27 protein-coding genes, 1 tRNA gene and 1 other RNA gene are annotated in these 25,943 nt (G+C 73.2%); 17 read left to right on the top strand and 12 right to left on the bottom strand.

The window, feature by feature from the left end:
• The first annotated feature begins 19 nt into the window (after window positions 1-19).
• Entirely contained in the window at window positions 20-691 is a 672-nt protein-coding gene (locus AB0637_RS10720; protein WP_366172050.1) for a hypothetical protein, read from the top strand.
• A gap of 78 nt (window positions 692-769) precedes the next feature.
• On the opposite strand, the gene AB0637_RS10715 is transcribed toward AB0637_RS10720, so the two are convergent.
• The 3 genes from AB0637_RS10715 to fdhD form a co-directional block, all read right to left on the bottom strand.
• Window positions 770-1,207 (bottom strand): hypothetical protein, encoded by a 438-nt coding sequence (locus AB0637_RS10715; protein ID WP_366172048.1) that lies wholly within the window; start codon window positions 1,205-1,207, stop codon window positions 770-772.
• 1 nt (window position 1,208) lies between these two features.
• Complete coding sequence (aceE, locus tag AB0637_RS10710) at window positions 1,209-3,962, bottom strand: pyruvate dehydrogenase (acetyl-transferring), homodimeric type (RefSeq protein ID WP_366172046.1); 2,754 nt, start codon at window positions 3,960-3,962, stop codon at window positions 1,209-1,211.
• An 87-nt stretch (window positions 3,963-4,049) separates the two neighbouring features.
• Window positions 4,050-4,958: a formate dehydrogenase accessory sulfurtransferase FdhD gene (gene fdhD, locus AB0637_RS10705; protein WP_366172044.1), complete on the bottom strand. Its 909-nt coding sequence runs from the start codon at window positions 4,956-4,958 to the stop codon at window positions 4,050-4,052.
• A 185-nt stretch (window positions 4,959-5,143) separates the two neighbouring features.
• Here fdhD and AB0637_RS10700 point away from each other — a divergent pair, with 185 nt between their 5' ends.
• Together AB0637_RS10700 and AB0637_RS10695 are read left to right on the top strand one after the other, a co-directional pair.
• The gene (locus AB0637_RS10700) at window positions 5,144-5,572 is read left to right on the top strand and encodes a DUF3052 domain-containing protein (protein WP_366172042.1); all 429 of its coding nucleotides are present in this window, start codon (window positions 5,144-5,146) and stop codon (window positions 5,570-5,572) included.
• A complete protein-coding gene (locus AB0637_RS10695; protein ID WP_366172040.1) occupies window positions 5,518-6,027 on the top strand; it encodes a redoxin domain-containing protein in 510 nt (169 codons plus the stop codon). Before AB0637_RS10700 ends, AB0637_RS10695 begins: the two co-directional genes overlap by 55 nt.
• Window positions 6,028-6,228: 201 nt before the next feature.
• Here the strand turns inward: AB0637_RS10695 and AB0637_RS10690 are convergent.
• Window positions 6,229-6,301: transfer RNA gene (locus AB0637_RS10690), tRNA-Val, on the bottom strand.
• Window positions 6,302-6,383: 82 nt separating this feature from the next.
• Between AB0637_RS10690 and AB0637_RS10685 the strand changes: the two genes are divergently transcribed.
• Genes AB0637_RS10685 through AB0637_RS10675 form a run of 3 tightly spaced genes read left to right on the top strand, consistent with a single transcriptional unit; the run spans window position 6,384 to window position 9,097 of the window.
• Entirely contained in the window at window positions 6,384-7,256 is an 873-nt protein-coding gene (locus AB0637_RS10685; RefSeq protein ID WP_366172167.1) for a Nif3-like dinuclear metal center hexameric protein, read from the top strand.
• 9 nt (window positions 7,257-7,265) lie between these two features.
• Window positions 7,266-8,009: a C4-type zinc ribbon domain-containing protein gene (locus tag AB0637_RS10680; RefSeq protein ID WP_366172038.1), complete on the top strand. Its 744-nt coding sequence runs from the start codon at window positions 7,266-7,268 to the stop codon at window positions 8,007-8,009.
• Entirely contained in the window at window positions 8,006-9,097 is a 1,092-nt protein-coding gene (locus tag AB0637_RS10675) for a bifunctional RNase H/acid phosphatase (protein ID WP_366172036.1), read from the top strand. Before AB0637_RS10680 ends, AB0637_RS10675 begins: the two co-directional genes overlap by 4 nt.
• Here the strand turns inward: AB0637_RS10675 and AB0637_RS10670 are convergent.
• Complete coding sequence (locus AB0637_RS10670) at window positions 9,049-11,103, bottom strand: MMPL family transporter (RefSeq protein ID WP_366172034.1); 2,055 nt, start codon at window positions 11,101-11,103, stop codon at window positions 9,049-9,051. The genes AB0637_RS10675 and AB0637_RS10670 overlap by 49 nt on opposite strands.
• Window positions 11,104-11,172: 69 nt before the next feature.
• On the opposite strand from AB0637_RS10670, the gene AB0637_RS10665 reads away from it, so the two are divergent.
• On the top strand, window positions 11,173-11,655 hold the full coding sequence (locus AB0637_RS10665; RefSeq protein WP_366172032.1) for a MarR family transcriptional regulator: 483 nt from the start codon (window positions 11,173-11,175) through the stop codon (window positions 11,653-11,655).
• 3 nt (window positions 11,656-11,658) lie between these two features.
• Here AB0637_RS10665 and AB0637_RS10660 read toward each other — a convergent pair whose 3' ends face one another.
• Both AB0637_RS10660 and AB0637_RS10655 read right to left on the bottom strand, forming a co-directional pair.
• Window positions 11,659-12,798 carry an SLC13 family permease gene (locus tag AB0637_RS10660; RefSeq protein WP_366172030.1) on the bottom strand — a complete coding sequence of 380 codons (1,140 nt, stop codon included), beginning with the start codon at window positions 12,796-12,798 and terminating at the stop codon, window positions 11,659-11,661.
• A gap of 10 nt (window positions 12,799-12,808) precedes the next feature.
• On the bottom strand, window positions 12,809-13,552 hold the full coding sequence (locus tag AB0637_RS10655) for a peroxide stress protein YaaA (RefSeq protein ID WP_366172028.1): 744 nt from the start codon (window positions 13,550-13,552) through the stop codon (window positions 12,809-12,811).
• A gap of 64 nt (window positions 13,553-13,616) precedes the next feature.
• On the opposite strand from AB0637_RS10655, the gene rnpB reads away from it, so the two are divergent.
• Window positions 13,617-13,989: RNase P RNA component class A (gene rnpB / locus AB0637_RS10650), an RNA gene on the top strand.
• Between the two features lie 46 nt (window positions 13,990-14,035).
• On the opposite strand, the gene AB0637_RS10645 is transcribed toward rnpB, so the two are convergent.
• Complete coding sequence (locus AB0637_RS10645; RefSeq protein ID WP_366172026.1) at window positions 14,036-14,578, bottom strand: DUF6083 domain-containing protein; 543 nt, start codon at window positions 14,576-14,578, stop codon at window positions 14,036-14,038.
• Window positions 14,579-14,721: 143 nt separating this feature from the next.
• Between AB0637_RS10645 and AB0637_RS10640 the strand changes: the two genes are divergently transcribed.
• A complete protein-coding gene (locus AB0637_RS10640; RefSeq protein WP_366172024.1) occupies window positions 14,722-15,483 on the top strand; it encodes a DUF4328 domain-containing protein in 762 nt (253 codons plus the stop codon).
• A gap of 25 nt (window positions 15,484-15,508) precedes the next feature.
• Here AB0637_RS10640 and AB0637_RS10635 read toward each other — a convergent pair whose 3' ends face one another.
• The 4 genes from AB0637_RS10635 to map form a co-directional block, all read right to left on the bottom strand.
• Window positions 15,509-16,507, bottom strand: coding sequence for an LLM class F420-dependent oxidoreductase (locus AB0637_RS10635; RefSeq protein WP_366172165.1), 999 nt, complete (start codon window positions 16,505-16,507; stop codon window positions 15,509-15,511).
• Between the two features lie 92 nt (window positions 16,508-16,599).
• Window positions 16,600-17,337: a polyphosphate--glucose phosphotransferase gene (gene ppgK / locus AB0637_RS10630; RefSeq protein WP_366172163.1), complete on the bottom strand. Its 738-nt coding sequence runs from the start codon at window positions 17,335-17,337 to the stop codon at window positions 16,600-16,602.
• A 124-nt stretch (window positions 17,338-17,461) separates the two neighbouring features.
• The gene (locus AB0637_RS10625) at window positions 17,462-17,665 is read right to left on the bottom strand and encodes a PspC domain-containing protein (RefSeq protein WP_366172022.1); all 204 of its coding nucleotides are present in this window, start codon (window positions 17,663-17,665) and stop codon (window positions 17,462-17,464) included.
• A gap of 133 nt (window positions 17,666-17,798) precedes the next feature.
• A complete protein-coding gene (map, locus tag AB0637_RS10620) occupies window positions 17,799-18,677 on the bottom strand; it encodes a type I methionyl aminopeptidase (RefSeq protein ID WP_366172020.1) in 879 nt (292 codons plus the stop codon).
• 77 nt (window positions 18,678-18,754) lie between these two features.
• Here map and AB0637_RS10615 point away from each other — a divergent pair, with 77 nt between their 5' ends.
• The 8 genes from AB0637_RS10615 (at window position 18,755) to AB0637_RS10580 (ending at window position 25,939) form a co-directional block, all read left to right on the top strand.
• Window positions 18,755-18,937, top strand: a complete 183-nt coding sequence (locus AB0637_RS10615; protein ID WP_366172019.1) for an SPOR domain-containing protein — start codon at window positions 18,755-18,757, stop codon at window positions 18,935-18,937.
• A gap of 246 nt (window positions 18,938-19,183) precedes the next feature.
• Window positions 19,184-20,452, top strand: coding sequence for a toxic anion resistance protein (locus tag AB0637_RS10610; protein WP_366172018.1), 1,269 nt, complete (start codon window positions 19,184-19,186; stop codon window positions 20,450-20,452).
• Window positions 20,449-21,384, top strand: coding sequence for a hypothetical protein (locus AB0637_RS10605; RefSeq protein WP_366172017.1), 936 nt, complete (start codon window positions 20,449-20,451; stop codon window positions 21,382-21,384). The genes AB0637_RS10610 and AB0637_RS10605 overlap by 4 nt, the downstream gene beginning before the upstream one ends.
• 23 nt (window positions 21,385-21,407) lie before the next feature.
• Window positions 21,408-22,283, top strand: a complete 876-nt coding sequence (locus AB0637_RS10600; protein ID WP_366172015.1) for a hypothetical protein — start codon at window positions 21,408-21,410, stop codon at window positions 22,281-22,283.
• A 100-nt stretch (window positions 22,284-22,383) separates the two neighbouring features.
• On the top strand, window positions 22,384-23,148 hold the full coding sequence (locus AB0637_RS10595) for a hypothetical protein (protein ID WP_366172013.1): 765 nt from the start codon (window positions 22,384-22,386) through the stop codon (window positions 23,146-23,148).
• Window positions 23,149-23,207: 59 nt separating this feature from the next.
• The gene (locus tag AB0637_RS10590) at window positions 23,208-24,014 is read left to right on the top strand and encodes an AIM24 family protein (RefSeq protein WP_366172012.1); all 807 of its coding nucleotides are present in this window, start codon (window positions 23,208-23,210) and stop codon (window positions 24,012-24,014) included.
• A 70-nt stretch (window positions 24,015-24,084) separates the two neighbouring features.
• Complete coding sequence (locus tag AB0637_RS10585) at window positions 24,085-24,660, top strand: TerD family protein (protein ID WP_366172011.1); 576 nt, start codon at window positions 24,085-24,087, stop codon at window positions 24,658-24,660.
• A 130-nt stretch (window positions 24,661-24,790) separates the two neighbouring features.
• Complete coding sequence (locus AB0637_RS10580) at window positions 24,791-25,939, top strand: DUF475 domain-containing protein (RefSeq protein WP_366172010.1); 1,149 nt, start codon at window positions 24,791-24,793, stop codon at window positions 25,937-25,939.
• Window positions 25,940-25,943 lie beyond the last annotated feature (4 nt).

Here is a 25,943-nt window from a genome sequence, read left to right as displayed (position 1 = left end):
GACGCACGGAAGGGGACGCATGGGACTGCTCGACCGGTGGCGCAAGTCGACTCCGGGAGGCGGTACGTCCCGGACCGGTCCTCCCGGCCGGCGGAACCGCCGCCGTGCGAGGCGCACCGAACCCGTCGTCAACGAGGCCTCCCTGCGCGAGGTGCTGCGCGAGGACCCCAACGACGCCACAGCCTTCACCACGCTCGCCGAGGTCGTCCGCACGCGCGCGGCCCTGGCCCGCGAGGAGGACGCCGACGGAACGCCCGACCCCGACGAGGTCCGCCGCGCGGCGGACAACGCCGAGTGGGCGCTGGCCGAGGAGATGGCGCAGAGCCCGCAGGCCTGGCGTCCCCTGCTCGTGCTGGGACGGCTCTCGCTCGCCGACGACCGGGACGCCGCCCTGCGCCGGCTCGGGATCGCCGCCGAACGCGACGGGTCCGGGACCGGCCTGGCCGCGGCCCTGGGGATCCTGCGCGAGGCCGGGATGAACGACGAGGCCCTCTCGCTCGGCGTGGGGCACTGGCGTCCGCGCGAGCACGACCTGGAGGCCGGACGGCACCTCGTCGCGGCGGCCATCGACGCCGGACGGCTGTCCGAGGCGCGCCGGCACCTCAAGGCCCTCGGCATGCACCCCGACTCCGCCCGCGTGGACAGCCTCCGCGCCGAGCTGGAACGTCAGATCGCCCGCGCCGCCCGCTGAGCCGCCTCAGCGGGCCGTGCGCGGTCGCGGCGCGACCACCCGCACGGGGATCACCGCGCGGGGATCAGCAGACCGGGGTCACCAGACGGGGACCAGGTACGGCGCCAGGCACCAGCGCACGGTCGCGCGGGCGGCCACAGCCGCCAGGGAGACCGCCGCCACGGCCCCGGCGAAGGCCAGGTCCGGGGGCAGGGGATCGCTGACGGCCAGGGCCACGGCCCCCGAGCCCAGCACCGGGGGCAGCAGTGCCGTCCGCAGGACGGTGTCCCACTGCACGCGCCGGTGGACGACGTGCACGACGAGGGCTGTCACGGCCTGTGTCAGCAGTCCCGCGAGGAACCCGGTCAGCACCCCGAGGTAGACGAAGACGGCGTCCCAGGACCCGAGCGTGCCGCCCGAGCCCAGGACCGCCCCCGTGGCGGCGCCGACGAGACCGCCGGCGCCCAGACCCACGAGCAGCAGCCGCCCGAGGACGGTGATCCCCACCTCCTCGGGCAGCAACTGCCGCGAGCTCATGTCAGCTCTCGCCGCCCGCGTTCCCGCTGCGGCCCGCGCGCACGTCGTGCAGCTGGTACTTCTCGATGGCCTGACCCGGTGCGCGCCAGTCCACCTCGCCGCGACGGGCGAGCATCTCCAGGGCGCGGACCGCGACGGACGGACCGTCGATGTGGAAGTACCGGCGCGCCGCCGCCCGGGTGTCCGACAGGCCGAAGCCGTCGGCGCCGAGGGAGGCGAAGTCGCCCGGGACCCACTGCGCGATCTGGTCGGGGACCTGTCGCATCCAGTCGCTCACGGCCACGACGGGGCCGGGGGCGTCCTGGAGCTTCTGCGTCACGTAGGGCGTGCGCGCGTCCTGCCCGGGGTTGAGGAAGGAGTGCTCGTCACAGGCCAGCCCGTCGCGGCGCAGTTCGTTCCAGCTCGTCACCGACCACACGTCGGCCACGACCCCGAAGTCGTCCTTGAGGAGCTGCTGGGCCTCCAGGGCCCACGGCACCCCGACTCCGGAGGCGAGCAGCTGGGTCCGCGGACCGTCGCCCTGACCCTGGGAGATGCGGTGCATCCCGCGCACGATGCCCTCGACGTCCACGCCCTCGGGTTCGGCGGGCATGACCATCGGCTCGTTGTAGACCGTCAGGTAGTAGATGACGTTCTCGGGGTCCTCGCCGTACATCCGGCGCAGACCGTCCTTGACGATGTGGCCGATCTCGTAGGCGTAGGCGGGGTCGTAGGAGACGACCGCCGGGTTCGTCGCCGCCAGCAGCAGCGAGTGCCCGTCGGCGTGCTGCAGGCCCTCGCCCGTCAGCGTCGTCCGGCCCGCGGTCGCGCCGATCATGAACCCGCGCGCCATGGTGTCGGCCGCGGCCCAGATGTTGTCGCCCGTGCGCTGGAACCCGAACATCGAGTAGAAGACGTAGATCGGGACCATCGGCTGGCCGTGCGTCGCGTACGACGACCCGGCCGCCGTGAAGGCCGCGATCGAGCCGCCCTCGTTGATGCCCACGTGCAGGATCTGGCCGTCGGTGGCCTCCTTGTAGGCGAGCATCAGCTCGCGGTCCACCGACGTGTAGTTCTGCCCGTGCGGGTTGTAGATCTTGATCGTCGGGAAGAGCGAGTCCATCCCGAAGGTGCGGGCCTCGTCGGGGATGATCGGCACGACGCGGGCGCCGAACTCCTTGTCCCGCATGAGGTCCTTGAGCAGCCGGACGAACGCCATCGTCGTGGCGATCTCCTGCTTGCCCGACCCCTTGGCCGCGATCTTGTAGGAGTCGTGGCCGGGCAGGTGCAGCGGCGCGTGCTGGACGCGGCGCTGGGGGACGGGCCCACCGAGGTCGGCCCGACGCTTGCGCAGGTACTGGATCGCCTCGTCGCCGTCACCGGGGTGGAAGTACGGCGGACGGTACGGGTCCTTCTCCAGCTGCTCGTCGCTGATCGGAATGCGCAGGGAGTCGCGCAGGAGCTTGAGGTCCTCCAGCGTCAGCTTCTTCATCTGGTGCGTGGCGTTGCGCCCGGCGAAGTGCGGGCCCAGGCCGTAGCCCTTGATGGTCTTGGCGAGGATCACCGTCGGCTGCCCGGTGTGGTTCACCGCCGCCTGGTACGCCGCGAACACCTTGCGGTAGTCGTGGCCGCCGCGCTTGAGGTTCCAGACCTCGTCGTCGCTCATGCCCTCGACGAGCTTGGCCGTGCGCGGGTCGCGCCCGAAGAAGTTCTCCTTGACGTACGCGCCGTTCTCGGCCTTGAACGTCTGGTAGTCCCCGTCCGGGGTCGCGTTCATGAGGTTCACCAGGGCGCCCTGGTTGTCCTGCGCCAGCAGGGTGTCCCACTCGCGGCCCCACAGGACCTTGATGACGTTCCAGCCCGCACCGCGGAAGAACGCCTCGAGCTCCTGGACGATCTTGCCGTTGCCGCGCACGGGGCCGTCGAGGCGCTGCAGGTTGCAGTTCACGACGAACGTGAGGTTGTCCAGCTCCTCGTACGCCGCGAGCTGGGCGAAACCGCGCGACTCCGGCTCGTCCATCTCGCCGTCGCCGAGGTAGGCCCACACGTGCTGCTGGGACGTGTCCTTGAACCCGCGGTTGTGCAGGTACTTGTTGAACTGGGCCTGGTAGATGGCGTTCGCGGGGCCGAGGCCCATCGACACCGTCGGGAACTCCCAGAAGTCCGGCATGAGCCGGGGGTGGGGGTAGGACGACAGGCCGTTCGGCGCCTTGGAGACCTCCTGCCGGAAGCCGTCGAGCTGCTCGGCGCTGAGCCGACCCTCCAGGAAGGCGCGGGCGTAGACCCCGGGGGAGGCGTGGCCCTGGATGAAGACCTGGTCGCCGCCGCCGGCGTGGTCCTTGCCGCGGAAGAAGTGGTTGAAGCCCACCTCGTACAGCGTCGCCGAGGACGCGTAGGTCGAGATGTGGCCGCCGACGCCGATGCCCGGCTGCTGGGCGCGGTGCACCATGACCGCGGCGTTCCAGCGGATCCAGGCGCGGTAGCGGCGCTCGACCTCCTCGTCCCCGGGGAACCACGGTTCCTGCTCGGGGCCGATGGTGTTGATGTAGTCGGTCGCGGTGAGGCTGGGGACCCCGACCTGGCGTTCACGGGCCCGCTGCAACAGCTGCAGCATGAGGTAGCGCGCGCGGGTCTGGCCGCGCTCGTCGACGATCCCGTCGAGGGAGGCCAGCCACTCGGCCGTCTCCTCGGGGTCGATGTCCGGCAACTGCGACGGCAGGCCGTTGAGGATGGGGCCCTTGCCGGCGGGCGCGCCCGCTTCATCGCGTCTGGCCACGGTGGTGGTCCTCCCGCATCGGTCGAGGGTCGTGCCGCCCGGACCGTGGTGTCGGTCGGGAGGGGCGGCGGGACCCAGCTGGTGGGATCAGGTTAGGACGGACGTCGGACACTGCCCCACCCCGGTCCCCACCCCGCTCTCCGGCGCGGTGCTCGGCGCGTCCGGTCGGAGGTCGAGGCGGTGGCCTCCCGCGTACACGTTCGCCCGCGGCGGGCGGACGAACCCCAGGAGCGTCATGCCCGCCTCGCGCGCCAGCGAGACCGCCAGGGAGGACGGCGCGGAGACGGCGACCAGCACGGGGACCCCGGCCACCGCGGCCTTCTGCACCAGCTCGAAGGAGGCGCGTCCGGAGACCACGAGGACGGTGCCGCGCAACGGGACCCGCCCTTCGCGCAGAGCCCAGCCGACCACCTTGTCGACGGCGTTGTGCCGGCCCACGTCCTCGCGCGCGCACAGCAGCTCACCGTCGGCGGTGAAGAGCCCGGCCGCGTGCAGGCCGCCGGTGCGCTCGAACGTCGACTGGGCGGCCCGCAGGGCGTCGGGCAGGCCCGCGAGGACGTCGGCGCGGACCCGGACGGCGTCGTCGTGGACGGGGTCGGGGACGCGCGCGAGGACCTCGTCCACGCTGACCGACCCGCACACCCCGCACGCCGACGTCGTCGTGAAGGGGCGGGCGACCCGGTCCCCGGCGAGCCGGCTGCCCGGCCGGGCGCCGATCTTCAGCAGGTTCCAGGTCGGCTGCCCGTCGGGGCCCACGTCGGTGCAGTGGCGCATCGCCACGACGTCCTCGGCCGAGCGCAGCAGGCCCTCGGCGTGCAGGAAGCCCAGCGCCAGCTCGACGTCGTGGCCGGGGGTGCGCATGGTGACCGTCAGCTGTTCGCCGTCGACCTCCAGCTGCAACGGCTCCTCGACCGCCAGGGTGTCGGCGCGTTCGGTCGCCGACCCCGTGTCGAGGTCGAGGCGGGTCGTGCGGGTGCGGGTCGACGCCGTGGCCACCGGACCAGCGTCCCACCGCGGCGCGCCGGGGGCTCGTCGCGGGCCTCGGGAGGGGACGTGGACGGCTCGTGAACGGTCCGTGGCGCGGTTCGCCTTGCGCAGGGCACCGTTCCTCCGCTCAACTAGGAGGTCAGGACTGTCGAAGGAGCCCCACCTCCAGGGGTCTCGAGGAAGGTAGGACATCAGTGGGTGCGACCGCGGACCCTGCGGCTGAAGTGGCTGCAGCGGCCAAGCTGGGCTTCAAGTCCGGGCAACTGGTCCAGGAGTACGGCTGGGACGAGCAGGTCGACGAGGACTTCCGAGAGGCCGTCGAGGAGCTCGTGGGGAGCGAGCTGCTCGACGAGGACGCGGACGACGTCGCGGACGTCGTCATCTGCTGGTACCGGGAGGGCGAGGGCGACCTCGTGGACGCCCTGGTGGACGCGATCACCAACCTCGCCGACGGCGGCATCGTCTGGCTCCTGACGCCGAAGAAGGGTCGTCCCGGGCACGTGACGGCGTCCGAGATCGACGAGGCCGCCCCCACCGCGGGGTTGCACGCGACCTCGAGCGTGAGCGCGTGCTCCAACTGGGCCGGTACCCGGATGACGACGCCGAAGAGCGGGCGCCGCTGAACCTGGAGGTCGGGGACGCCGTCCCGGTGCCCGACGCGGTCCTGCCCGACCAGCACGGTGAACGGGTGGCGCTGCGCGAGCTCTGGGAGCAGGGACCGGCGTTGCTGGTCTGCGTCCCCGCGGCGTTCTCCACCCACTGCACGGCCGAGCTCGGGGCGCTCGCCTTCGAGATCGACCGCTTCGACGCGGCGGGCGTGCAGCTCGCCGCGTTGTCGTGCGATCCCGTCCCCGCGCTGCGGGCGTGGGCCGACGACCGCGTCTACCCGTTCCCCCTGCTCAGCGACTTCTGGCCGCACGGGGCCGTCGCCCGCGCCCTCGGCGCCTTCGACGAGGAGCTCGGGGTCGCCCGGCGGCTCTCCCTGCTCGTCGAGGACGATCGCGTGCGGTGGGTCCTGCGTGGTGTGCACGACGCGCCGCGCCCGCTCGCCGCGCACCTGGCCTCGCTCGCGGGGTGAGGCCCGGGTGGCCGGGGTCTGGAGCACCGGTGGGAAGCACTGCGGAACGACCGCGCTCGCGGTGCTGCTGCGGGGGAGCTGGCCACCCTCGGCCTGGACCGGCGGGCCCGGGACCTGCACCCGCGTCCCTGCGGGAGGCGGGCCGGGTCCTGGCGGAGGTCGCCGATCCGGAGAGGGAGGCGGCGCGGGTGCTGCGGGAGGTGGGCCCGGCCGGGCTCGAACCGACGACAGCCGCGGTGTAAACGCGGTGCTCTACCAACTGAGCTACAGGCCCCTCGCCGGCCCCCACGGGACGCGGCGGCACCACGGTAGCCGCCCGTGACCCGTCGGTGGACCCGTTAGTGTTCGCCCCCGTGATGCCCGCGGCTCCTTCGTCCTCGGCGGACGCGCCCACCCTCCGGCAGGTCACCGACGCCCTGGAGGCCATGCACCCCCTCGACTGGGCCCAGTCGTGGGACGCGGTCGGGCTCGTCTGCGGCGACCCGGACGCCTCCGTCCGGCGCATCCACTTCGCCGTCGACCCCGTCGCCGAGGTCGTGGAGGAGGCGATCGCCGCCGGGGCGGACCTGCTCGTGACGCACCACCCGCTGCTGCTGCGGCCGGTGAACTCGGTGGCCGCGACGACGTTCAAGGGCGGGGTCGTGCACCGCGCGATCACGGCCGGCCTGGCCGTCTACGTCGCCCACACCAACGCCGACGCGGGCGCCCCCGGCGTGTCCGACGCCCTCGCGCGCGTCCTCGACCTCGCCGACCTCGTGCCGCTGGACCCGCTGCCGGGCCGCCCGGACCTCGGCATCGGTCGCGTCGGGACCCTCGCCGCCCCCGAACGGCTGGGAGACTTCGCCGACCGCGTCGCCGCCGCGCTGCCCGAGACCGAGCAGGGGGTCCGCGTCGCGGGCGACCCCGACGCCCTCGTCCGGCGCGTCGCCGTCTGCGGTGGGTCCGGCGACAGCCTCTTCGACCAGGTCCGCGCGAGCGGTGCCGACGTCTACGTGACCGCGGACCTGCGGCACCACCCGGCGTCGGAGGCGCGCGAGTGCGCGGTCTTCGGCGACGGGCGTCCCCACCTCGTCGACGTGGCGCACTGGGCCAGCGAGTGGCCGTGGCTGGCGGGCTGCGCCGACCGCCTGGTCGTCGCCCTCGCCGCGGGCGGCCGTACGGTTGAGGCCCACGTGTCCACCACGCGCACCGACCCCTGGACGTTGCGCGTCCCCAGCCGAGGAGAGTGAGCAGGGGCGATGCCCAAGGCTCCGGCGATCGACCAGCAGCGACTGCTGGACCTGCAAGCCGTCGACACGCGCCTGGCGCAGCTCGCGCACCGGCGCGCGACGCTGCCCGAGCAGACCGAGCTGGACGGCCTCGAGAAGGAGCGCCGCCGGTCCGCGGACATGCTCGTCGCCGCCCGCACCCTCGTCGGGGACGCCGAACGGCAGGTCGCCAAGGCCGAGGCCGACGTCACCCAGGTCCGCGACCGCGCCGCCCGCAACACGAAGCGGCTGGAGTCCGGCACCGGGTCGGCCAAGGACCTGCAGAACCTGCAGCACGAGCTGGAGTCCCTCGCCCGCCGGCAGGACGTGCTGGAGGAGGAGGAGCTCCTCGTCATGGAGCGCCTGGAGCAGGTGCAGTTCGCGGCCGCCGAGCTGACGACGACCGACACCGAGCTCGCCGAGCAGATCGAGGACGTCACGGCCCGCCGGGACGCCTCGCTGGGGGAGATCTCCCGGGAGGAGACGGCCGTCCTGGCCCGCCGGCAGGCCATCGTCATGGGGATCGACGACGCCCTCGTGGCGCTCTACGAGAAGGTCCGCGCCCCGCGCGGCGGGGTCGGTGCGTCCCTGCTGCGCTCGCGCCGCTGCGGCGGCTGCCAGCTGGAGCTCAACGCCTCCGACCTGTCCGAGATCCGCAAGGCGGCCTCCGACGACGTCGTGTTCTGCGAGGAGTGCGGGCGCATCCTCGTGCGCACGGAGGAATCGGGGCTGTGAGCCGCGTCCTGCGGATCGAGGCGGACGGCGGCTCGCGCGGCAACCCCGGTCCCGCGGGGTTCGGCGCCGTCGTCAAGGACGCCACGACGGGGGAGGTCCTCGCGGAGGTCGCCGAGTCCATCGGCCGGGCGACGAACAACGTCGCCGAGTACCGCGGTCTCATCGCCGGACTCCGTGCGGCGCAGGCGATCGACCCCGACGCCCGGGTCGAGGTGCGGATGGACTCCAAACTGGTCGTCGAGCAGATGTCCGGGCGCTGGCAGGTCAAGCACGCCGACATGCGCGTCCTCGCGCAGGAGGCCCGGTCGCTCGCGGGGTCGCACGTCGACTACGGCTGGATCCCGCGCGCGCAGAACTCCCACGCCGACCGGCTCGCGAACGAGGCCATGGACGCGGCGGCGGCCGGACGGCAGTGGCAGCGCGCGACGGCGGCCGCCGAACCCGTCACCCCGTCCGCGGCCGCCCGGGCGGTCGACCCCGACGGGCCGCCGACGACGATCGTCCTCGTGCGGCACGGTTCGACGTTGCTCACCGAGCAGCGGCGCGTCTCGGGCCGCTACGGCGCCGACCCGGGGCTGTCCGAGCGCGGCCTGGCCGAGGCCGCGGCCGCCGCGGCGTGCAGCGAGGTGCGGGACGCGGACGTCGTCCTGTCCTCCACGATGCGCCGCTCCCGCCAGACGGCCGAGACCATCGCCGACCGGCTCGGGCTGAGCGTCGTCGTGGACCCGCAGTGGGACGAGACCGACTTCGGCGACTGGGACGGCCTGACGTCGGCCGAGGTGGTCAAGCGCTGGCCGCGGGAGTTCGCGGTCTGGAACGACTCCGGTGAGGCGGCGCCGCCCGGCGGCGAGTCGCTGCGGACGGTGGAGCGTCGCGTGCTCGCCGCGCGCGACGAGGTGCTGCGCCGGTGGTCCGGGCAGCGGGTCGTCCTCGTCACGCACGGCGATCCGTTGCGCGTCCTGCTGCGGTCGGTGCTGGGGGTCGGGGCGCAGGTGCAGCGCCGCATCCACGTCGACCCCGGGTCCCGCACGCTCCTGCGCTACCGCGCCGACGGCTCCTCGGAGGTGCTGGCCGTCAACCGCGTCTGACCCCGGTGCCGGCCCCCGCCCCGCGGGGAGTCCAGCCGGCTCGGCCACCAGACCCGGTGTCCCAGCAGCGCGAACAGCGCCGGCACGAGGACCGTGCGGACGAGCAGGGTGTCCAGCAGGACGCCGATGCCGACGACCACCCCGATCTGGGTGAGGACGATGAGCGGCAGCACGCCGAGGACGGCGAAGACGGCCGCCAGCAGGATGCCAGCGCTCGTGATGACCCCGCCGGTGACGGCGACGCCCACGCGGATGGCCTCCCGCGTGCCGTGCTCCGGTGTCTCCTCCCTGATCCGGGTGACGAGGAAGATGTTGTAGTCCACCCCCAGCGCCACGAGGAAGAGCAGCGAGAGCAGCGGGACCTGCGTGTCGAGGGCGGGGATGCCCGCCACCTGCGTGAACACCAGGTAGGCCGCCCCGAGCGCGGCGACGTACGTCGCGAGCACCGTCGCGACGAGCAGCAGCGGCGCCACGATCGAGCGCAGCAGGACGACGAGCACCACGAGCACGACGAGCACGATGAGCGGGGTCACGACCTTCAGGTCGCGCACCGTCGCCGTCCGCACGTCGAGCGCCTCGGCCTCCGTCCCGCCGACGAGCGTGCCCGGCGCGACGGCCTGCACCGCCTCGCGCAGGGCCCGGACGGTGTCGCGGCTGGCGGCCGAGCCCGGCGCGGCCCCCAGGCGGGCCAGCAGTTCGGTGGTGCCGTCGGCGCTGCGACCGACGCTGACGCCGTCGACGCCGCGGACCCCCTCGGCGGCGGTCTGCACCGCGGAGACGTCCCCGCCGCGGACGAGGACCTGCGCGGGTTCGGCGGCCGCGCCCGGGAAGTGCTCGGACAGGGTGGTCGATCCGTCCACGGACTCGGCGCTGACGCGGAACTGCTGGGTCTGCGAGAGCCCGAGGGAGGCGCCGGACAGGCCGGCCCCGAGGATCCCGAGCAGGACGACGGAGCCGACGACGATGCGCACCGGACGGGCCAGGACGGCGCCGGCGATGCGTGCCCAGACCCCCGTGCGGGTCGTGTCGGTGGACCCGACCGTCGGCACGAACGGCCAGAAGAGGCGGCGGCCGCAGACGACGAGGGCGCTCGGCAGGACGAACAGGCCGAAGAGCAGGGCGACGACGATCCCGATGGCGGCGTCACGCCCGATCGTCTTGTCGCTCGGCAGGACGGCGGCCTGCAGCGTCAGCAGGGCCAGGACGACGGTGACCGCGCTGGCCGCGATGGCCGGTCCGGCCCCGCGCAGGGCAGCGCGCATGGCGGCGCGGCGGTCCGGTTCCCGGCGCAGTTCCTCGCGGTACCGGGCGATGAGCAGCAGGGCGTAGTCCGTGCCCGCGCCGAAGACGAGGACGCTCGTGATGCCCGTGGCGGAGGGGTCGACGGGGGTCTCGGTGAGGCGTCCGACGAGTTCGAGCAGCCGCGTCGTCACCTGGTCGGCGATGCCGACGACGGCCAGCGGGACGAGCCACAGGACGGGCGAGCGGTACGTCACGAGCAGCAGCAGCGCGACGACGCCGGCGGTGACGAGCAGCAGGCGCGTGTTGGCGCCGGAGAAGGAGTCGGCGATGTCCACGCTGAAGGCGGGGCCGCCGGTGACCTGGACCGTCAGTCCGGAGGGCAGGTCCTGGCGGGACTCCTCCCGCAGGTCCGCGACGGTCTGAGCGAGCTCCTCGCGGGGGACGTCGACCGGGACCGTCACCGTGACGAGGGCCGCCTCGCCGTCCTGGCTCGGGATCGGGCGGCCGAGGCGGGAGGCCGCGGCGAGGTCATCGGCGGTGAGCCCGCTGTCGCGGGAGTAGACGACGAGGAGGGCGCCCTGCCCGTCGTCGGGGAGCTGGTCGGCGAGGGCCGCGGCGCGCACCGACTCGGCCGAGGCGGGGGGTCCGCCCGTGGCGGAGGTGCCCTCGGGGGCCGAGCCGGCCACGCCGTTGACGAGCCCGGCGAAGGCGACGGCGGCGAGCAGCACGAGCCAGGCCGTGACGCGGCCGGTGAGGAGTCGCACGGGAACCTCTTTCGGTTGATCTCTCAGTCACTGAGAAGTCTGGCGTGCGAGCGGTAGGATTTCAACTCGATGAGCATGTACCGACCCCGCGACACGCCCCGGGCCCGTCTCGAGCAGGACGTCGTCGAAGAACTGCGCGACCTCGCCGCGACGTCGCAGCGCATCGGCGACGTCTTCGCGGCACGCCACGGACTGCACCCGACCGACCTGCAGGCCCTCATCCACGTCATGCGCCGCGAGAGCGCCGACGACCCGCTGACGGCGGGGGAGCTCGCCGGCCTGCTGAACCTCACGACCGGTGCGGCGACGGGTGTCGTGGACCGCCTGGAGAAGAAGGGGCACCTGCGCCGGGACCGCAGCGAGACCGACCGCCGCAAGGTGTTCCTGCGCTACGGCGAACCCGGCCAGGAGCTCGCGACGGAGTTCTTCGGGCCCCTCGGCCGCCGCAGCAGCGAGGTCATGGCCGCGTTCGACGACGCCGACCTGGACGTCGTCCGGCGCTTCCTCGTCGGGATGCGCGCCGCCTTCGACGAGCACCACCGCGAGCTGTGAACCTCAGCGGGTGAGCTGCAGGGCCGCCGTCGCGCCCGTCACGCAGACCGTCGCGCCGACGAGCCCGAGCAGGGCGAAGCGGGGCAGCGAGATCGTCACCCCGCGCGCCTTGCAGCGGTCCAGCCACAGCAGCGTCGCCAGCGACGCCCAGGGCGTGACGAGCGGCCCGAGGTTCACGCCGATGAGGACGGCGAGGAGGCGGTGCGCGCTGCCCGCCAACGGTTCCACGGCCAGGTAGGCGGGCAGGTTGTCGGCGACGTTCGCTGTCAGGGCCGCCGTCCCCGCGAGCTGCAGGTGGTCGGTGAACCCCTCGCCGCGGCCGGCCAGCGGGCGCAGGAGGTCCTCCAGACCGTGCACCTGGGCCGCCTCGACGACGAGGAAGAGGCCGCTGACGAGCACGACCGTCTGCCACGGCAGCAGCTTCACCGACAGCGCCTCGCGCCGGCGCACGGCGAAGACCGCGACGAGCACGACCGCCGCCACCCCCGCGGGGATCGCCGGGGTGATCCCGCTGACGAAGGCCGGGGCGAGGAGCAGGCAGACCACCGCGGACGTCCGGAAGAGCACCGGGTCACGGTCGGGGGCCGGTGGCGGCTCGTCGTAGTTCCCGCGCAGCCGGCGCCGGTAGGTCAGGCCGAGGACGAGCACCGCGCCCAGCAGCCCGGCCAGGAACGGGGCCCACGACAGCGACGTGAACCCGGCCGTCCCGCGGACCCCGAACTCCTCCATCGTGCTCAGGCCGATGAGGTTCGTCAGGTTCGACACCGGCAGCAGCAGGGACGCCGTGTTCGCCAGCCACACCGTCGTCACCGCGAACGGCAGGGGGTCGAGCTTGAGCTGCGACGCGAGCGCCAGCACGACGGGTGTGAGCAGCACGGCCGTGGTGTCCAGCGACAGGACGACGGTCGACAGGGTCCCGAGGACGACGACCAGGAGCCACAGCAGCCACGTCCGGCCCCGGCCGATCCGCGCGGCCAGCCGGGCGGCGGCGTCGAAGACCCCGGCCGCGTCGGCCAGCTCGGCGACGACCGTCACCGCGAGGAGGAAGGCCAGGACGGGCCCGGCGCGCCCGGCCACCTCGGCGATGTCGTCGCGGCCCAGCAGACCCGTGACGACGACGACGACCCCGGCGATCCCGCACACCCACCACACGTCAGGCCGCCTCGACTTCCAGCGTCCAGGAGGCCCCGCGGCGCGCGGGTTCCAGCAGCTTCGCGTCGAAGCGTTCCGACACGACCGCGAGCAGGGCGGCGGGGTCCTTCGGAGGCCGGCCGCCGCGCTCGAGGAGGGCGCGGGCGACGAGCCCCCGCGTGTGCTTGGCGTTGTGCGACACGACCTTGCCGCCCGACAGGACACGCACGGCGACCGTGCGGGCCGCGGTGGCGGCGTCCGGGACCCAGGCCGCGGCGTAGGTGCTGGAGCGGCAGTCCACGACGACCCCCGACGGCCGGAGCACCTCGGTGAGGTGCCGGCGCCAGAACGCCGCGAGCGGTCCGGTCCCCGGCAGGGACGTGCCCATCGACAGCCGGTAGCCCGGCACGCGGTCGCGCGGCTGCAGGACACCCCACAGCGCCGAGACCACGAGCACGCGCCGCGCGGCGCTCGCGGGCAGGGACGCCAGGTCGAGCGCGTCGTAGAGGACGCCGGTGTAGACCTGCGACGCCCTCGCGGCCGGGCGGGAGCGCAGGGTCGTGTTCGCGGCGACGACGTCCGCCAGGCTCGCGCCCGCCCCCAGCAGCTCCGTGGCGTCCGGCCGCGCGGAGACCTCGACGAGCGCGTCGAGCACCTGCTCGCGCGCCGCCGTCAGCTCGGGGTGGGAGAGGGCGTCGAGGCGGACCGGGGCGCCGCGACGCGGTCCCGCCCACTTGGTCTCCGACGGCGGGAGCAGCACGAGCACGAGGGGGGAGCCTAGGGCCTGGGCGGCACCGCGGCGCTTCCGGATGGCCTAGGCTGGCGCCGGACGAGTCGGCCGGGCGGCCGCGTCGACCGGGTTCGCCCGGTCGCCGAGGAAAGTCCGGACTCCACAGGGCAGGGTGGTGGGTAACGCCCACCCGGCGTGAGCCGCGGGACAGTGCCACAGAAAGGAAACCGCCTCCCCGAGCGATCGGGGCGGTAAGGGTGAAACGGTGGTGCAAGAGACCACCAGCGCGCTGGGTGACCAGCGCGGCTCGGCAAACCCCACCCGGAGCAAGACCAGACAGGCAGCGTTCGAGGGCGGCCCGCCCGAGCTGCCGGGTAGGTCGCTTGAGGCGTGCGGCAACGCACGTCCTAGAGGGATGGTCGCCACCGCCGGCAACGGCGGTACAGGATCCGGCTTACAGGCCGGCTCGTCCCCTCCTTGGCGCAGCGTTCCTGCACGTCGTGTGCGGCGGAACCCCGCTCAGACCTCGCCGGCGGGCGGTCGCAGGTGCTCGTGCCACAACCGGGCCAGCCGCGGGTTGTCCGGGACGGGGTGGGCGGGGCACACGACGTCGTGCAGGACGCGGGCGCCGAGGGCGTCCTCGTCGACCTCGTCCGGCGCGGGCACGGCGCGGCCGTCGCGCACCTCCCACCGGTCGGCGGCGGGCACGCTCTGCGCGAGCACCGGCTCCTTGGCCAACCGCACGGTGTCCCCGTCGGCGCCGGGGTAGCGGTGCACGAGGTGGCCGCAGTGGCGGCAGTCCTCCTCGGTGTACGGCCGCTGCTCCGCGCGCCGCTGCAGGCGGCGCACGTGCTCCAGGACGGCCGACGTCTGCTGGCCGAGCGTGGGCGGCAGGTCGCCGCCCTCCACGGGCACGGCCGCCGGTCGGACCGCCGGGCGGGGCGCGAACTTCTCCCGGCACGCGGCGCACACGGCGACCTCGACGCCGAGGCGCTCGCTGACGACGACCTGCGCCTCCTCACCACCGGCACCGCAGAAGGCGCACACGTCCGGACCACCCACGGGCCCAGTCTGCCGCGAGCCTCCACGCGGGTGGTGCGGCGGGCTGAACGGGTGGCGCGGAGACGTCGTCCGGGTCCTGGGCGTCACGGCGTCTGCACAGTGGGTGCACGGGGCCACGAGGGCCGCCGAGGAGGAGGACCGTGGTGGACGACCGGCAGTTCGGGAGCGGCGCTGCGCCGCGAACCGGGGACCTCCCGTTCTTCGCGCCGCCCGCAGGGGAGTTCGGCGCCTCCTCCCAGGTCGCCGCCGGCCCTCTCGCACCGAGGTTCGGCGGACCGCAGACCGTCCCGCCGGCACCCGCGGCGTGGCCGCCGGCGCCGGGCGGTCCCACGCCGGTGGCCCTGGAACCCGCGGCGGGGCTGGGCACCGCCGCCACCGCGCTCGCGGGTGTGGTGGCCGGGACGGTGCTCCTCACCGGGCTCGTCACCGTCGCGGCCGACCGCAGTCCCGTCGCGGCCCTCCTCAGCGGTCTGGGGTCCCTGGCGACCTTCGGGCTGCTGCTGGCGAACTGGGTCGTGGTCGCCCTGTGGCTGGGCCGGGTGCGCCGCAACGCCGTCCGCCTCGCCCCGTACGCGGTCCAGCGCCGGAACCCGGCGTGGGCGTGGTTCGGGTGGATCGTCCCCGTGGCGCTGTTGTTCGTCCCTTACCAGCTCGTCCACGACGTCTGGGTCGCGTGCCGCGACCGGGCCCGGAACGTCCCCGCCCCGCACCTGCGGGTGTGGTGGGGGCTGTGGCTCTCCGGCGGGGCCGCGATGAACGCCGCCTCCAGGCTGCCGGACGACGCGGCCGCCTCGACGGTCGCCGCCCTGCTCGTCTTGTCGGGGGCCCTGCTCGCCGGGGCCGCCGTGGCGTTCGCCGGGGTCCTGCGGGCCGTCGCTGCGGCGCAGGCGGTCTCCCCGCGCTGAAGGCTCAGCGCGGGGAGTGGAGTGCTCAGCCCGCGAGGAGCGCGGGCACGACCTCGCGCTCGAACAGTTCCAGCCCCGAGGTGTCAGTCGCGAGTTCGGGGAAGTAGAAGTTCGCGTGCCCCAGGCCGGCGGCCAGCAGCGGCTTGAGCTTCTCGACGATCTGCTCCGGGGTGCCGACGCCCACCGCCGAGGAGGAGAAGTTCCCCACCTCGCGTTCGGCGGCCTCCGCGCTGACGTACTGCTCCAGGGACGCCTTGCGGGCCGCGATGCGGTCCGCGACCTCCTTCTCGTCCCGGCCGATGGCCACGTTGTAGTCGGCGGTCCGGGTGATGCTCGCGAAGTCGCGCCCGACGTCCTCGCAGTGCCCGCGCAGCACCTCGGACTTGTGCGCGAACGTCTCGAGCGATCCGTCGAAGTTCGTGTGGGTGGCGTACTTCGCGGCCGTCTTCAGTGTCTTGCGCTCCCCGCCGCCCGCGATCCACAGCGGGATCCCGCCGGCCTGCACGGGCAGGGGACGGTTGATCGCACCGGCCGTCTGGTAGTGCTTGCCCTCGAACGTCGAGACGCCCTCGCTCCACAGCTGGCGCATGATCTGCACGCCCTCGTCGAGGCGGGCGAGACGTTCCCCGGCGGAGGGGAACCCGTAGCCGTAGGCGAGCCACTCGTGCTCGTACCAGCCGGCGCCGATCCCCATGTTGAGGCGGCCGCCGGAGATCACGTCGACGGTCGTCGCGACCTTGGCGAGGTAGGCGGGGTTGCGGTAGCTCATGCAGGAGCACATCTGCCCCAACCGGATCCGCCGCGTGGAGGCGGCGAAGGCGGCCATGAGCGACCAGGCCTCGTGGGTGGCCTGGTCGGTGGGTTCGGGAACCGTGTGGAAGTGGTCGTAGACCCAGATCGAGTCCCAGACGTCGCCCTCGTCGGCGTGGCGGGCCAGGCCGCTCATCACGCTCCAGTGGTCGACCGGGTCCACCTGGACGAGGTCGTGCTTCCAGCCCTGTGGGAGGAAGAGTCCGAACGTCAGCCGCGGCGTCGCGTCAGTCATGGGGCGACCCTAGTGCGACCGGGTCACCACCGGAAGCACCCGTTCCAACGTTGGACGCGCGACCCCCCGGGTCAGTCCTGGAGTTCGGCCGCCAGCATCGCCGCGCCGATGATGCCGGCGTCGTTGCGCAGCTGAGCGGGCACGATGGGAGCCCGCAGGTCCAGGTGCGGCAGGAACTTCTCGTGCTTCTTGCTCACCCCGCCACCGACGACGATGAGGTCCGGCCACAACAGGTCCTCGACGTGGGAGTAGTAGCGCTGCAGGCGCTTGGCCCACTGCGACCACGACAGGTCGTGGCGTTCGCGGGCAGAGTCCGCGGCCTTCTTCTCGGCGTCGTGGCCGTCGATCTCCAGGTGGCCGAGTTCGGTGTTCGGCACGAGCCGGCCGTCGACGAACAGGGCGCTGCCGATGCCCGTGCCCAGCGTCGTGACGAGGACGACCCCGCGCACGCCCTTGCCGGCGCCGAACGTGACCTCGGCGTACCCCGCGGCGTCCGCGTCGTTGACGACGAGGACCTTGCGCCCCAGCGTCTCGGAGAACAGGGTTCCGGCGTCGGTCCCGATCCACGACGGGTCGACGTTGGCCGCCGTGCGCGCGATGCCGTGCTGGATGACCGCGGGGAACGTGATCCCCACCGGAGTGTCCGACGGGACGTCGAAACCCGACAGGACGTCGGCCACGACGGGGGCGACGGCGGCGGGCGTGGACGGCTGCGGCGTCTCCTGGCGGACGCGGTCGGCGGCGAACGCACCCTCGGCCAGGTCGACCGGGGCGGCCTTGATGCCCGAACCGCCGATGTCGACGCCCAGACCGGTCGCCCGGCCGGAGGTGCGCCCGCCGACGGCGTCGGGGCGGGCCTGCGGGGTGCTGCTCTGCTCGGTCTCGCTCACGAGTCCGGAGCCTAGGGCGAGCAGCGCCCCGCGGCCACGCGGCTCACCGGCCGTAGCCCCCGGTGTCCTTCGGCAGCACGATCCACAGCACCACGTAGACGATGAACTGCGGCCCCGGCAGCAGGCACGAGACAAGGAACAGCAGGCGCACCACGTTGGGGGACAACCCGAAGCGCCGGGCCAGGCCGGCGCACACGCCGGCGATCAGCTTGCCGTGGGTCGGGCGGGACAGGACGGGGGTGCTCACGGGGTCCTCCTCGTGGGTCGAGCGGCGGGGTGCCGTACGAGGAGTCAACGCTGGAGCAGCCCGCCGTGTCCCGCACCCCGAGGGGGATCTCGGCCCGGGCCGGGTCCGACCGGGGGAGGACCCGCGCCAGGACCTACGGGAGGGTGAGGATCTCCGCGCCGCTGTCCGTCACGACGATCGTGTGCTCGAACTGCGCGGTCCGGCGGCGGTCCTTCGTGACGACCGTCCAGCCGTCCTCCCACATGTCCCACTCGTGGGTGCCGAGCGTCAGCATCGGCTCGATGGTGAACACCATCCCCGGTTCCATGACGGTGGCGTGCTGCGGGGCCGCGTCGTAGTGGGGGACGACGAGACCGGAGTGGAACGCCGGCCCGACGCCGTGCCCGGTGAAGTCGCGCACGACGCCGTACCCGAAGCGGGCCGCGTACTTCTCGATGACCCGGCCGACGACGTTGATCGCACGTCCGGGGGCGACGGCCTTGATGGCGCGCACCGTCGCCTCGTGGGTCCGCTCCACCAGCAGCCGCGACTCCTCGTCGACGTCGCCGCAGAGGAACGTGGCGTTGGTGTCGCCGTGCATGCCGTCGAGGTAGGCCGTGATGTCGATGTTGACGATGTCGCCGTCGGCCAGCACCGTCGTGTCCGGGATGCCGTGGCAGATGACCTCGTTGAGGCTGCTGCACAAGGACTTCGGGAACCCGCGGTACCCGAGCGTCGAGGGGTAGGCGCCGTGGTCGCAGAGGAACTCGTGGCCGATGCGGTCCAGTTCGTCGGTCGTCGTCCCCGGCACGACGTGCTCACCGACGAGGGCCATCGCCTGCGCCGCGAGCTTCGAGGACCTGCGGATGCGCTCGACGCCCTCGGGGTCGATGACGTGCGACCCCGTGTACGGCGCGGGCGCCGGGCGGTCGACGTACTCGGGACGGGCGATGCTCGCGGGGACCGGCCGGCGGGGGGAGATCGTGCCGGGCTCGAGGGTGCCCAGCGGTGCGGTGGAGGTCCCGGTGCTCATGGAGGCCGAGTCTAGGTCCCGGTCGGGGCACCGGAGCCGGGGCGCGGGCGGGCGCGGGACGCGCCAGGATTGCGCCCATGAGCACGCAGTGGTTCTACGACACGAGCACCGGTCAGGTGCAGGAGCTGGAGCACAAGGGTCAGCAGAAGGACCTGCTGGGGCCCTACGCCACGCGCGAGGAGGCGCAGCAGGCGCTCGACACGGCGCGCGCGCGGACCGAGGAGAACGAGCGGCGCGACCGCGAGGAGGACGACTGGTGACCGGTGGGTGCCCTCGGGGTCTTCCCTGAGGGCACCCCCGGGACGACCCGCACGTTCCCCTGAGGACCGCGACGTCCGGCGTACGGGGCGTCACGACACCTCCACCGAGGGGTGGATGCCCGCCGGCGCCGGCTCGGCGAGGATCGGACGACGCCCGCGGCACCGTCGGCGGGGACCGACCTAGGATCGGTCCACGCCGGGAACGGCGCGGGTGGCACGCAGATCGAGGACGAGGGGAACCGCCTGATGTCGGAGTCGCTGGACCTGAGCAAGCCGTTGAGTCCGCCGGCCGGGGCGAGCGCGCCCGCCGCGGCGACCTCGGACCTGCAGCTGACCCCGCCCGCGCCCGTGCCGGTCGTCGCCGACGACACCGCCGAGGGGATGATCCCGCTCGACGAGGCGACGAAGGTCGAGCTGAACCGCAAGGCCCAGGCGTTCGTCGCCGACCTCGCCGCGCAGGACCCCCGCAGCCCCGCCTTCCAGAAGAAGGTGGACGACATCACGCGCATGGGGGAGCAGGAGGTCCGCGCCTCCGCGCAGGTCTCCAACCGGATGCTCGAACGGCCGCAGTCCAGCCTGGCGGGAGCCAAGGGGCAGAAGGCGTCCGGCCCCGGGGCGGACGCCCAGGTGAAGGTCGCTAACACCCTGCTCGAACTGCGGCAGACGGTCACCGACCTCGACCCCGGCCGCGCCGACCTCAAGGGTGCCAAGAAGCTGCTCGGGATCATCCCCTTCGGGAACAAGATCCAGCGCTACTTCGAGCGCTACCAGGACGCCCAGTCCCAGCTCGACGCCATCATCAAGTCGCTCGCGAGCGGCCAGGACGAACTGCGCAAGGACAACGCCTCGATCGAGTCCGAGAAGCAGAACCTCTGGACGACGATGGGCCGGCTCACGGAGTACGCCACGTTGGCCAAGGCCCTCGACGCGGCGACCGTCGCCAAGATCGACGAACTGCGCGTGAGCAGCCCGCAGGCCGCCGACGCGCTGACGTCGGACGCGTTGTTCCCGATCCGGCAGCGCCACCAGGACCTGCTGACCCAGCTGGCCGTCAGCGTCCAGGGGTACCTGGCGCTGGACCTGGTGCGCAAGAACAACATCGAACTCATCAAGGGTGTCGACCGGGCGCAGACGACGACGGTCGCGGCGTTGCGCACCGCTGTCATCGTGGCGCAGGCGCTGGCCAACCAGAAGCTCGTCCTGGACCAGATCAACGCCCTCAACACGACGACGAACCAGATGATCCTGTCGACCTCGGAGATGCTCAAGCAGCAGACGGGCCAGATCCACCAGCAGGCGTCCACGGCCATGGTGGACGTGGCCACGTTGCAGAAGGCCTTCGACAACGTGTTCGCGACGATGGACGCCATCGACACCTTCAAGCAGCAGGCCGTCGTCAGCATGGCCAGCACCGTCGACGCGCTCGAGGGTCAGGTGCACCGTTCCCGGTCCTACCTGGAACGGGCCCGCAACGGGGAAGAGGGCCCCGGCCCGGCGCTGGAAGGTCCCCGGTGAGTTCGACGGCCCCGCCCCGCGGGGAGACGGACCAGCGCCCGTCCCGTGCCCTGCGGCGGGCGGTCGTCGAGGGTCGGGTCGTCCCTCGAGGTGGGCGCGGCGGTCGCCGGGGTGGGTCCTCGCGCGCCGTCGCCCCGCCCGAGGTGGTCTCCCGCCGGTTGCGCAGCCGCACGTGGCGCGCGGCGAACTCGTGGTGGCTCGCCGTCCCGGCGGTCGGCCTGCAGTGGCTGTCGTTCCTCTACATGGGGTTGCGCGGACGACGGCCGGTGTGGGTGCTGTCCGCCCTGGCGTACTTCGCGGCCAACGGGGCCGCGTTCGCGCTCCTCTCCAGGGGGGCGTTCCTGTGGTACGTGCTCGGCGGGCTGCTGCTCGCGGGCACCTGGGGTCTGGGACTGGTGCACTCGGTCATGGCGAACTCGACGTGGTTGCGGCTCAAGGCGGCGTTCACGGGGGAGGAGCTCGCCCCGGCCCCCGCGCCGGCACCGGTGGAACCCGCCGCGCCCGCTGACCCCGTGGTCGCGCTGCAGGACCGGTTGCGCGACGTCGTCCGCACCGCCAACCGCAACGGGGGCCGGCTGCCCGACGGCGCCGTCCCGGCCGTGCGCGAGGTGGAGGACGTCCTGAAGCCCCTGCTCGCCCACGTCGCCAAGCGCGGCGCGGACGTCGAGGAGCTGCACAACCTCGAGGCCATCGTCACCGAGTACCTGCCCGGCGCCCTCGAGCACTACCTCGACCTGCCCGAGGAGTACGCGCTGACCAACCGCGGCCCCGGCGGGCACACGCCGGCCGAGGAACTCGTCGCACAGCTGCGACTGCTGGTGGACGGGGCGAAGGACCTGCAGCGCGCGGTGTACGACCAGGACGCCCGCAAGCTCGCCGTGCAGGGCCGGTTCCTCGACGCGAAGTTCCGTCGCAGCGACCTGGACCTGTAGGGATCGGAGGGGGAGTCGGACCGGTGGGAGTCGAACTGGGCAAGGGTGGCGGCGGCGAGCGCCCGCAGGGGACGGGGCAGGCTCCGTCGCCCGCTCCTCAGGTGCGGACCGACGGCACGATCGCGCGTACGACGCCCCCGCCCGCCCCCTACGAGAAGCGCGAGCCCGCGGTCCCGGACGCGGAGGACGGCCGCCGCGGACCCAGTCCGCACGCCATGAGGCTGTTCACCGGGGCGTGGACGGCGGGCTGGATCGTCGCCTTCTCGTCGGGGACGTTCTGGTACATCGGTCTGATCATGCTGTTGATGCAGGGAGCCGTCTTCGGTTACGTCGCCAAGGAGGGCTTGCCCTGGGCGGGTGCCAACCGCGAGGCCCTGCGCGCCCGCCGCCTCGAACGTCACCGGCTGCGCGCCGAGCGCCACCGGCCCCCGGCCGTCGAATCGCCCGCGACGGCCGCGACCCCGGTCCTGTCCGACTCCTTGTCCGCGGCCGAACGTGCGCTCGCCGGCGCCGTCGTCCGGGCCGAGACCTCCGGTGGCCGGATGGACGCCGACGCCGTCGAGCTGGTGCGCGAGGTCGACCGGTTGCTGCGCCCGCTGCTGGCGCAGCTGCGGACCCGCGACGCCGACCCGCAGGTCCGCCACGACCTCGAGACCCTCGCGGGGGAGCACCTGCCCCGCACGGTCGACGACTACCTCGTCCTGCCCGACGACTACGCGCACGAGCACCGGACGTCGACGGGCACGACCCCGGCCGACGAGCTCCGCAGCCAGCTGCTGCTGCTCGTCGAGGGCTGCAAGCAGCTGCGGGAGGCCGTCCTGTCCCGCGACGTCGACCGCCAGCAGCAGCAGAGCCGGTTCCTCGAGGCCAAGTTCCGCCGCAGCGACCTGGACCTGTGAGCAGGTCGTGGGCGTCGAGCTGGGCAAGCCGGGTGGGTCGGCGGAGCGTTCCCCGCGTCCGTCGCCCCCGGACCGACCCGCACCCGGGACGGCGGAGGTGGTGGGTCCCGAGCAGCTCGAACCCCGGCTCGGCACGGACCTCCCGGTCCTGGGGTTCGTCCCGGACCCGGTCTTCCAGCTCGTGCGGTGGGTCGGCCTCGGCGGCTGGATCACGCTCTACGCCACCCTCGGTCCGCACGGTCTGTGGTGGATCGGGTTCCTCGCCATGTGGGCCTGGCTGGCCCTCGAGGTCGCGCACGACAACCAGGCCAGGCGTCGCCGCCGGCTGCGACGGCACTACCGCCGGGCCCTGCGCTCCGGCCAGGTCGTCCTGGCGCTCCCCCCGCCCGCCGGGGGCCCGGCGGGCGGCGTGTCCGCACCGGTGACAGCACCCGGACCTGCGACGGGACACGGCAGCGCGAGCGCCGCGCTGCGGGCCACCGTCGTCCGGGTGGACGGCAGCGGTCGCCTGGCCCCCGGTGAGCGGGCCCTCGTCCACGAGGTCGCCGACCTCCTCGACCCGCTGCTGCACCGGATCGCCGAGCGCGGGGCGGACCCGCAGGTGCGGCACGACCTCGAGACCCTCGCCGTCGAGCACCTTCCGCGGACCGTCGACGACTTCCTCTCCCTCCCCGACGACGTCGCCCGCGGGCACCGCGACGGCCGGGGGCTGACGCCCGCGGACGAGCTGCGCAACCAGCTGCTGCTGCTCGTCGAGGGGTGCCGGCGGCTGCGCGAGGCCGTCCTGGCCGCCGACGTCGACCGGCAGCGGCAGCAGAGCCGCTTCCTGGAGACGAAGTTCCGCAGCAGCGACCTGGACCTGTAGGTGACCGGGACCTCCGCGGTGATCCGCACGGGCACCGGCCGGTGCGGTAGGAAGGGATCATGACGCTCGACGTCCAGCTCGTGGGTTCCACCACCCAGATGGCCGTGGTGACCCTGCGCCCCGGCCAGACCGCGTACTGCGAGGCCGGCAAGTTCCTCTTCTCCTCCGGCGACGTCGTCATGGAGACGAAGCTGTCGGCGCCCAGCGACCCGCACGGCAAGGACTCCGGAGGGGGCGGCTTCGGCGGCCTCCTGCGCGGTGCGGCCAACGCGGGCAAGCGGATGCTGGCGGGGGAGTCCTTCGCCTTCCAGCACTTCCACACCCCCGGCGGGGACGGTCTGCTGGGTCTGGCGGGCGTCCTGCCCGGCGAGATGCGCCACCTCGAACTCGACGGGTCGACGACCTGGTTCGCCGAGAAGGACGCGTTCGTGGCCGCCGAGGCCGGCGTCCACTTCGACATCGCCTTCTCCGGGCTCGGGCAGGGCGCCATGGGCGGGGAGGGGTTCATCCTCGAGAAGTTCACCGGCCGGGGCTCGCTGCTCATCGCCGGGGCCGGGGACTTCATCGACATCAATCCCGCCGACTACGGCGGCACGATCCGCGTCGACACCGGCTGCATCGTCGCGTGGGACGACCGGATCACCTACGGCGTCGAGACCGTCGGCCGGCTCAACCGGCAGGGGATCATGAGCGCCGTCTTCGGCGGTGAGGGCCTGACCCTCGCCACGTTGCGCGGCAACGGTCGCGTCATCCTGCAGTCCGTGACCATCGAGGCGTTCGCCAAGGCCCTCGTCAAGAACAGCACCAAGCCCGACCAGCAGGGGCTCGGCGCGATCGGTGGTCTGTTCGGCGGATCGCGCGACTAGAACGGGCACTTCCCGGGGCCGGTGATCGTTGGCCCACCGTCAGCACTACTCGCAGAAGGAGCGACACACCATGGGCGTCAGCCTCAGCAAGGGCGGCAACGTCTCCCTGTCCAAGGAAGCGCCGGGCATGACCAAGGCGGTCGTCGGGCTCGGCTGGGACGCGAACTCCTTCACGGGCTCGGAGTTCGACCTCGACGCGCAGGCCATCATGGTCGGCGCGAACGGCAAGGTCCCCAACGACGGCTTCTTCGTCTTCTTCAACCAGCTGAAGTCCCCGGAGGGCTCCGTCGAGCACACCGGTGACAACCGCACCGGTGAGGGCGACGGCGACGACGAGGCGATCAACGTCAACCTCGCGACCGTGCCGGCCGAGATCGAGAAGATCGTCTTCACCGTCGCGATCTACGACGCGGACACCCGCAAGCAGTCCTTCGGCCAGGTCCGCAACGCCTACGTGCGCGTCGTGAACGCCGAGGGTGGCACCGAGGTCGCGCGCTACGACCTGTCCGAGGACGCCTCCACCGAGACCGCGATGGTCTTCGGCGAGCTGTACCGCAACGGCAGCGACTGGAAGTTCCGCGCCGTCGGCCAGGGCTACGCGAACGGCCTGCGCGGCATCGCGTCGGACTTCGGCGTCAGCGTCTGAGGACCCTCCGTGGCACCGCGCGTCCCGCCCGGGACGCGCGGTGCTCTGGTGTGCGCGCTGTGAGCGGCTCGTGAGAGCCTGTCGCGTCCGGCCCTGCCCGTGGGGCTCCGCTCGAACAGGAAGCTGACTGGTGATCCTCAAGACCTACCGCTGGTCGTTCGTCGTGACGGCCGTGGGCCTCGTGCTCGCCGCCCTGTACGGCCTCTCGGCCCACCTGGGGGTCTTCCAGGCCATCGCTCTCGTGCTGATCCTCTCGGTCCTCGAGATCAGCCTGTCCTTCGACAACGCCGTCGTGAACGCCACCATCCTGGAACGGATGAGCGACTTCTGGCGGAAGATCTTCCTGTCCGTCGGCATCATCATCGCCGTCTTCGGCATGCGGCTCGTCTTCCCGATCGTCCTCGTCAGCGTCACCGCGGGACTGGGGCCGATCGAGGTCGTGCAGCTCGCGCTGCGCGGCGGGAACCCCGACGACCCGGGCACCTACGGGTACGAGCTGAACCAGGCGCACCCCACGATCGCCTCCTTCGGCGGGATGTTCCTGCTGATGCTCTTCCTGAACTTCATCTTCGGGGAGAAGGAGCACCACTGGCTCGGGCCGGTCGAGCGCGTCCTGGAGAAGGTCGGCAAGCTCGAGTACGTCCAGGTCATCGTCGCCGGTGCCGTCCTGCTCGTCGTCGCCGAGACCTTCGCCACCGACCACGGCCGCACCGTCCTGGCCTCCGGCCTCGCGGGCGTCGTCACGTACCTGCTGGTCAACGGCCTCGGTGAGCTGTTCAACGTCGAGGAGCACCTCGACCACGGCGAGCACCCCGACGGGGCCGACGCGGGGTCCGAGCCGGCTGAGGGCCGCCGGGGTCCGAGCGGTGCGGCGAAGGCCACCGGCAAGGCGGCGTTCTTCCTCTTCCTCTACCTCGAGGTCCTCGACGCGTCGTTCTCCTTCGACGGCGTCATCGGCGCGTTCGCCATCACGTCCGACCCGGTCATCATCGCCATCGGCCTGGGCGTCGGTGCCATGTACATCCGGTCCATGACGGTCCACCTCGTCGAGGAGGGGACGCTCGCGCAGTACCCCTACCTCGAGAACGGTGCCCTGTGGGCGATCGGTGCGCTGGCGACGATCCTGCTGCTGAGCATCGAGATCCACATCCCCGAGGTCGTCACCGGCCTCATCGGCCTGGCCTTCATCGTGGCCTCGCTCATCAGCTCCATCCGGTACAACCGGGCCCACCCCGAGGCCGCGCACGTCGAGACCGAGGCGACCGCACAGGCCGGCTGAGAAC

Origin of the sequence: Kineococcus sp. NPDC059986 (assembly GCF_040702905.1) — a bacterium.
In the GTDB taxonomy this organism is placed as follows: domain Bacteria; phylum Actinomycetota; class Actinomycetes; order Actinomycetales; family Kineococcaceae; genus Kineococcus.
This window is presented reverse-complemented; position numbering and strand designations above follow the sequence as displayed.

Excerpts from the sequence above, each read along its gene's own strand:
- AB0637_RS10720 (WP_366172050.1), top strand. The coding sequence starts at position 20 with ATGGGACTGCTCGACCGGTGGCGCAAGTCGACTCCGGGAGGCGGTACG.
- AB0637_RS10715 (WP_366172048.1), bottom strand. The coding sequence starts at position 1,207 with ATGAGCTCGCGGCAGTTGCTGCCCGAGGAGGTGGGGATCACCGTCCTC.
- AB0637_RS10685 (WP_366172167.1), top strand. The coding sequence starts at position 6,384 with ATGCCCGCGGCTCCTTCGTCCTCGGCGGACGCGCCCACCCTCCGGCAG.
- AB0637_RS10680 (WP_366172038.1), top strand. The coding sequence starts at position 7,266 with ATGCCCAAGGCTCCGGCGATCGACCAGCAGCGACTGCTGGACCTGCAA.
- AB0637_RS10665 (WP_366172032.1), top strand. The coding sequence starts at position 11,173 with ATGAGCATGTACCGACCCCGCGACACGCCCCGGGCCCGTCTCGAGCAG.
- map (WP_366172020.1), bottom strand. The coding sequence starts at position 18,677 with ATGAGCACCGGGACCTCCACCGCACCGCTGGGCACCCTCGAGCCCGGC.
- AB0637_RS10615 (WP_366172019.1), top strand. The coding sequence starts at position 18,755 with ATGAGCACGCAGTGGTTCTACGACACGAGCACCGGTCAGGTGCAGGAG.
- AB0637_RS10610 (WP_366172018.1), top strand. The coding sequence starts at position 19,184 with ATGTCGGAGTCGCTGGACCTGAGCAAGCCGTTGAGTCCGCCGGCCGGG.
- AB0637_RS10590 (WP_366172012.1), top strand. The coding sequence starts at position 23,208 with ATGACGCTCGACGTCCAGCTCGTGGGTTCCACCACCCAGATGGCCGTG.
- AB0637_RS10585 (WP_366172011.1), top strand. The coding sequence starts at position 24,085 with ATGGGCGTCAGCCTCAGCAAGGGCGGCAACGTCTCCCTGTCCAAGGAA.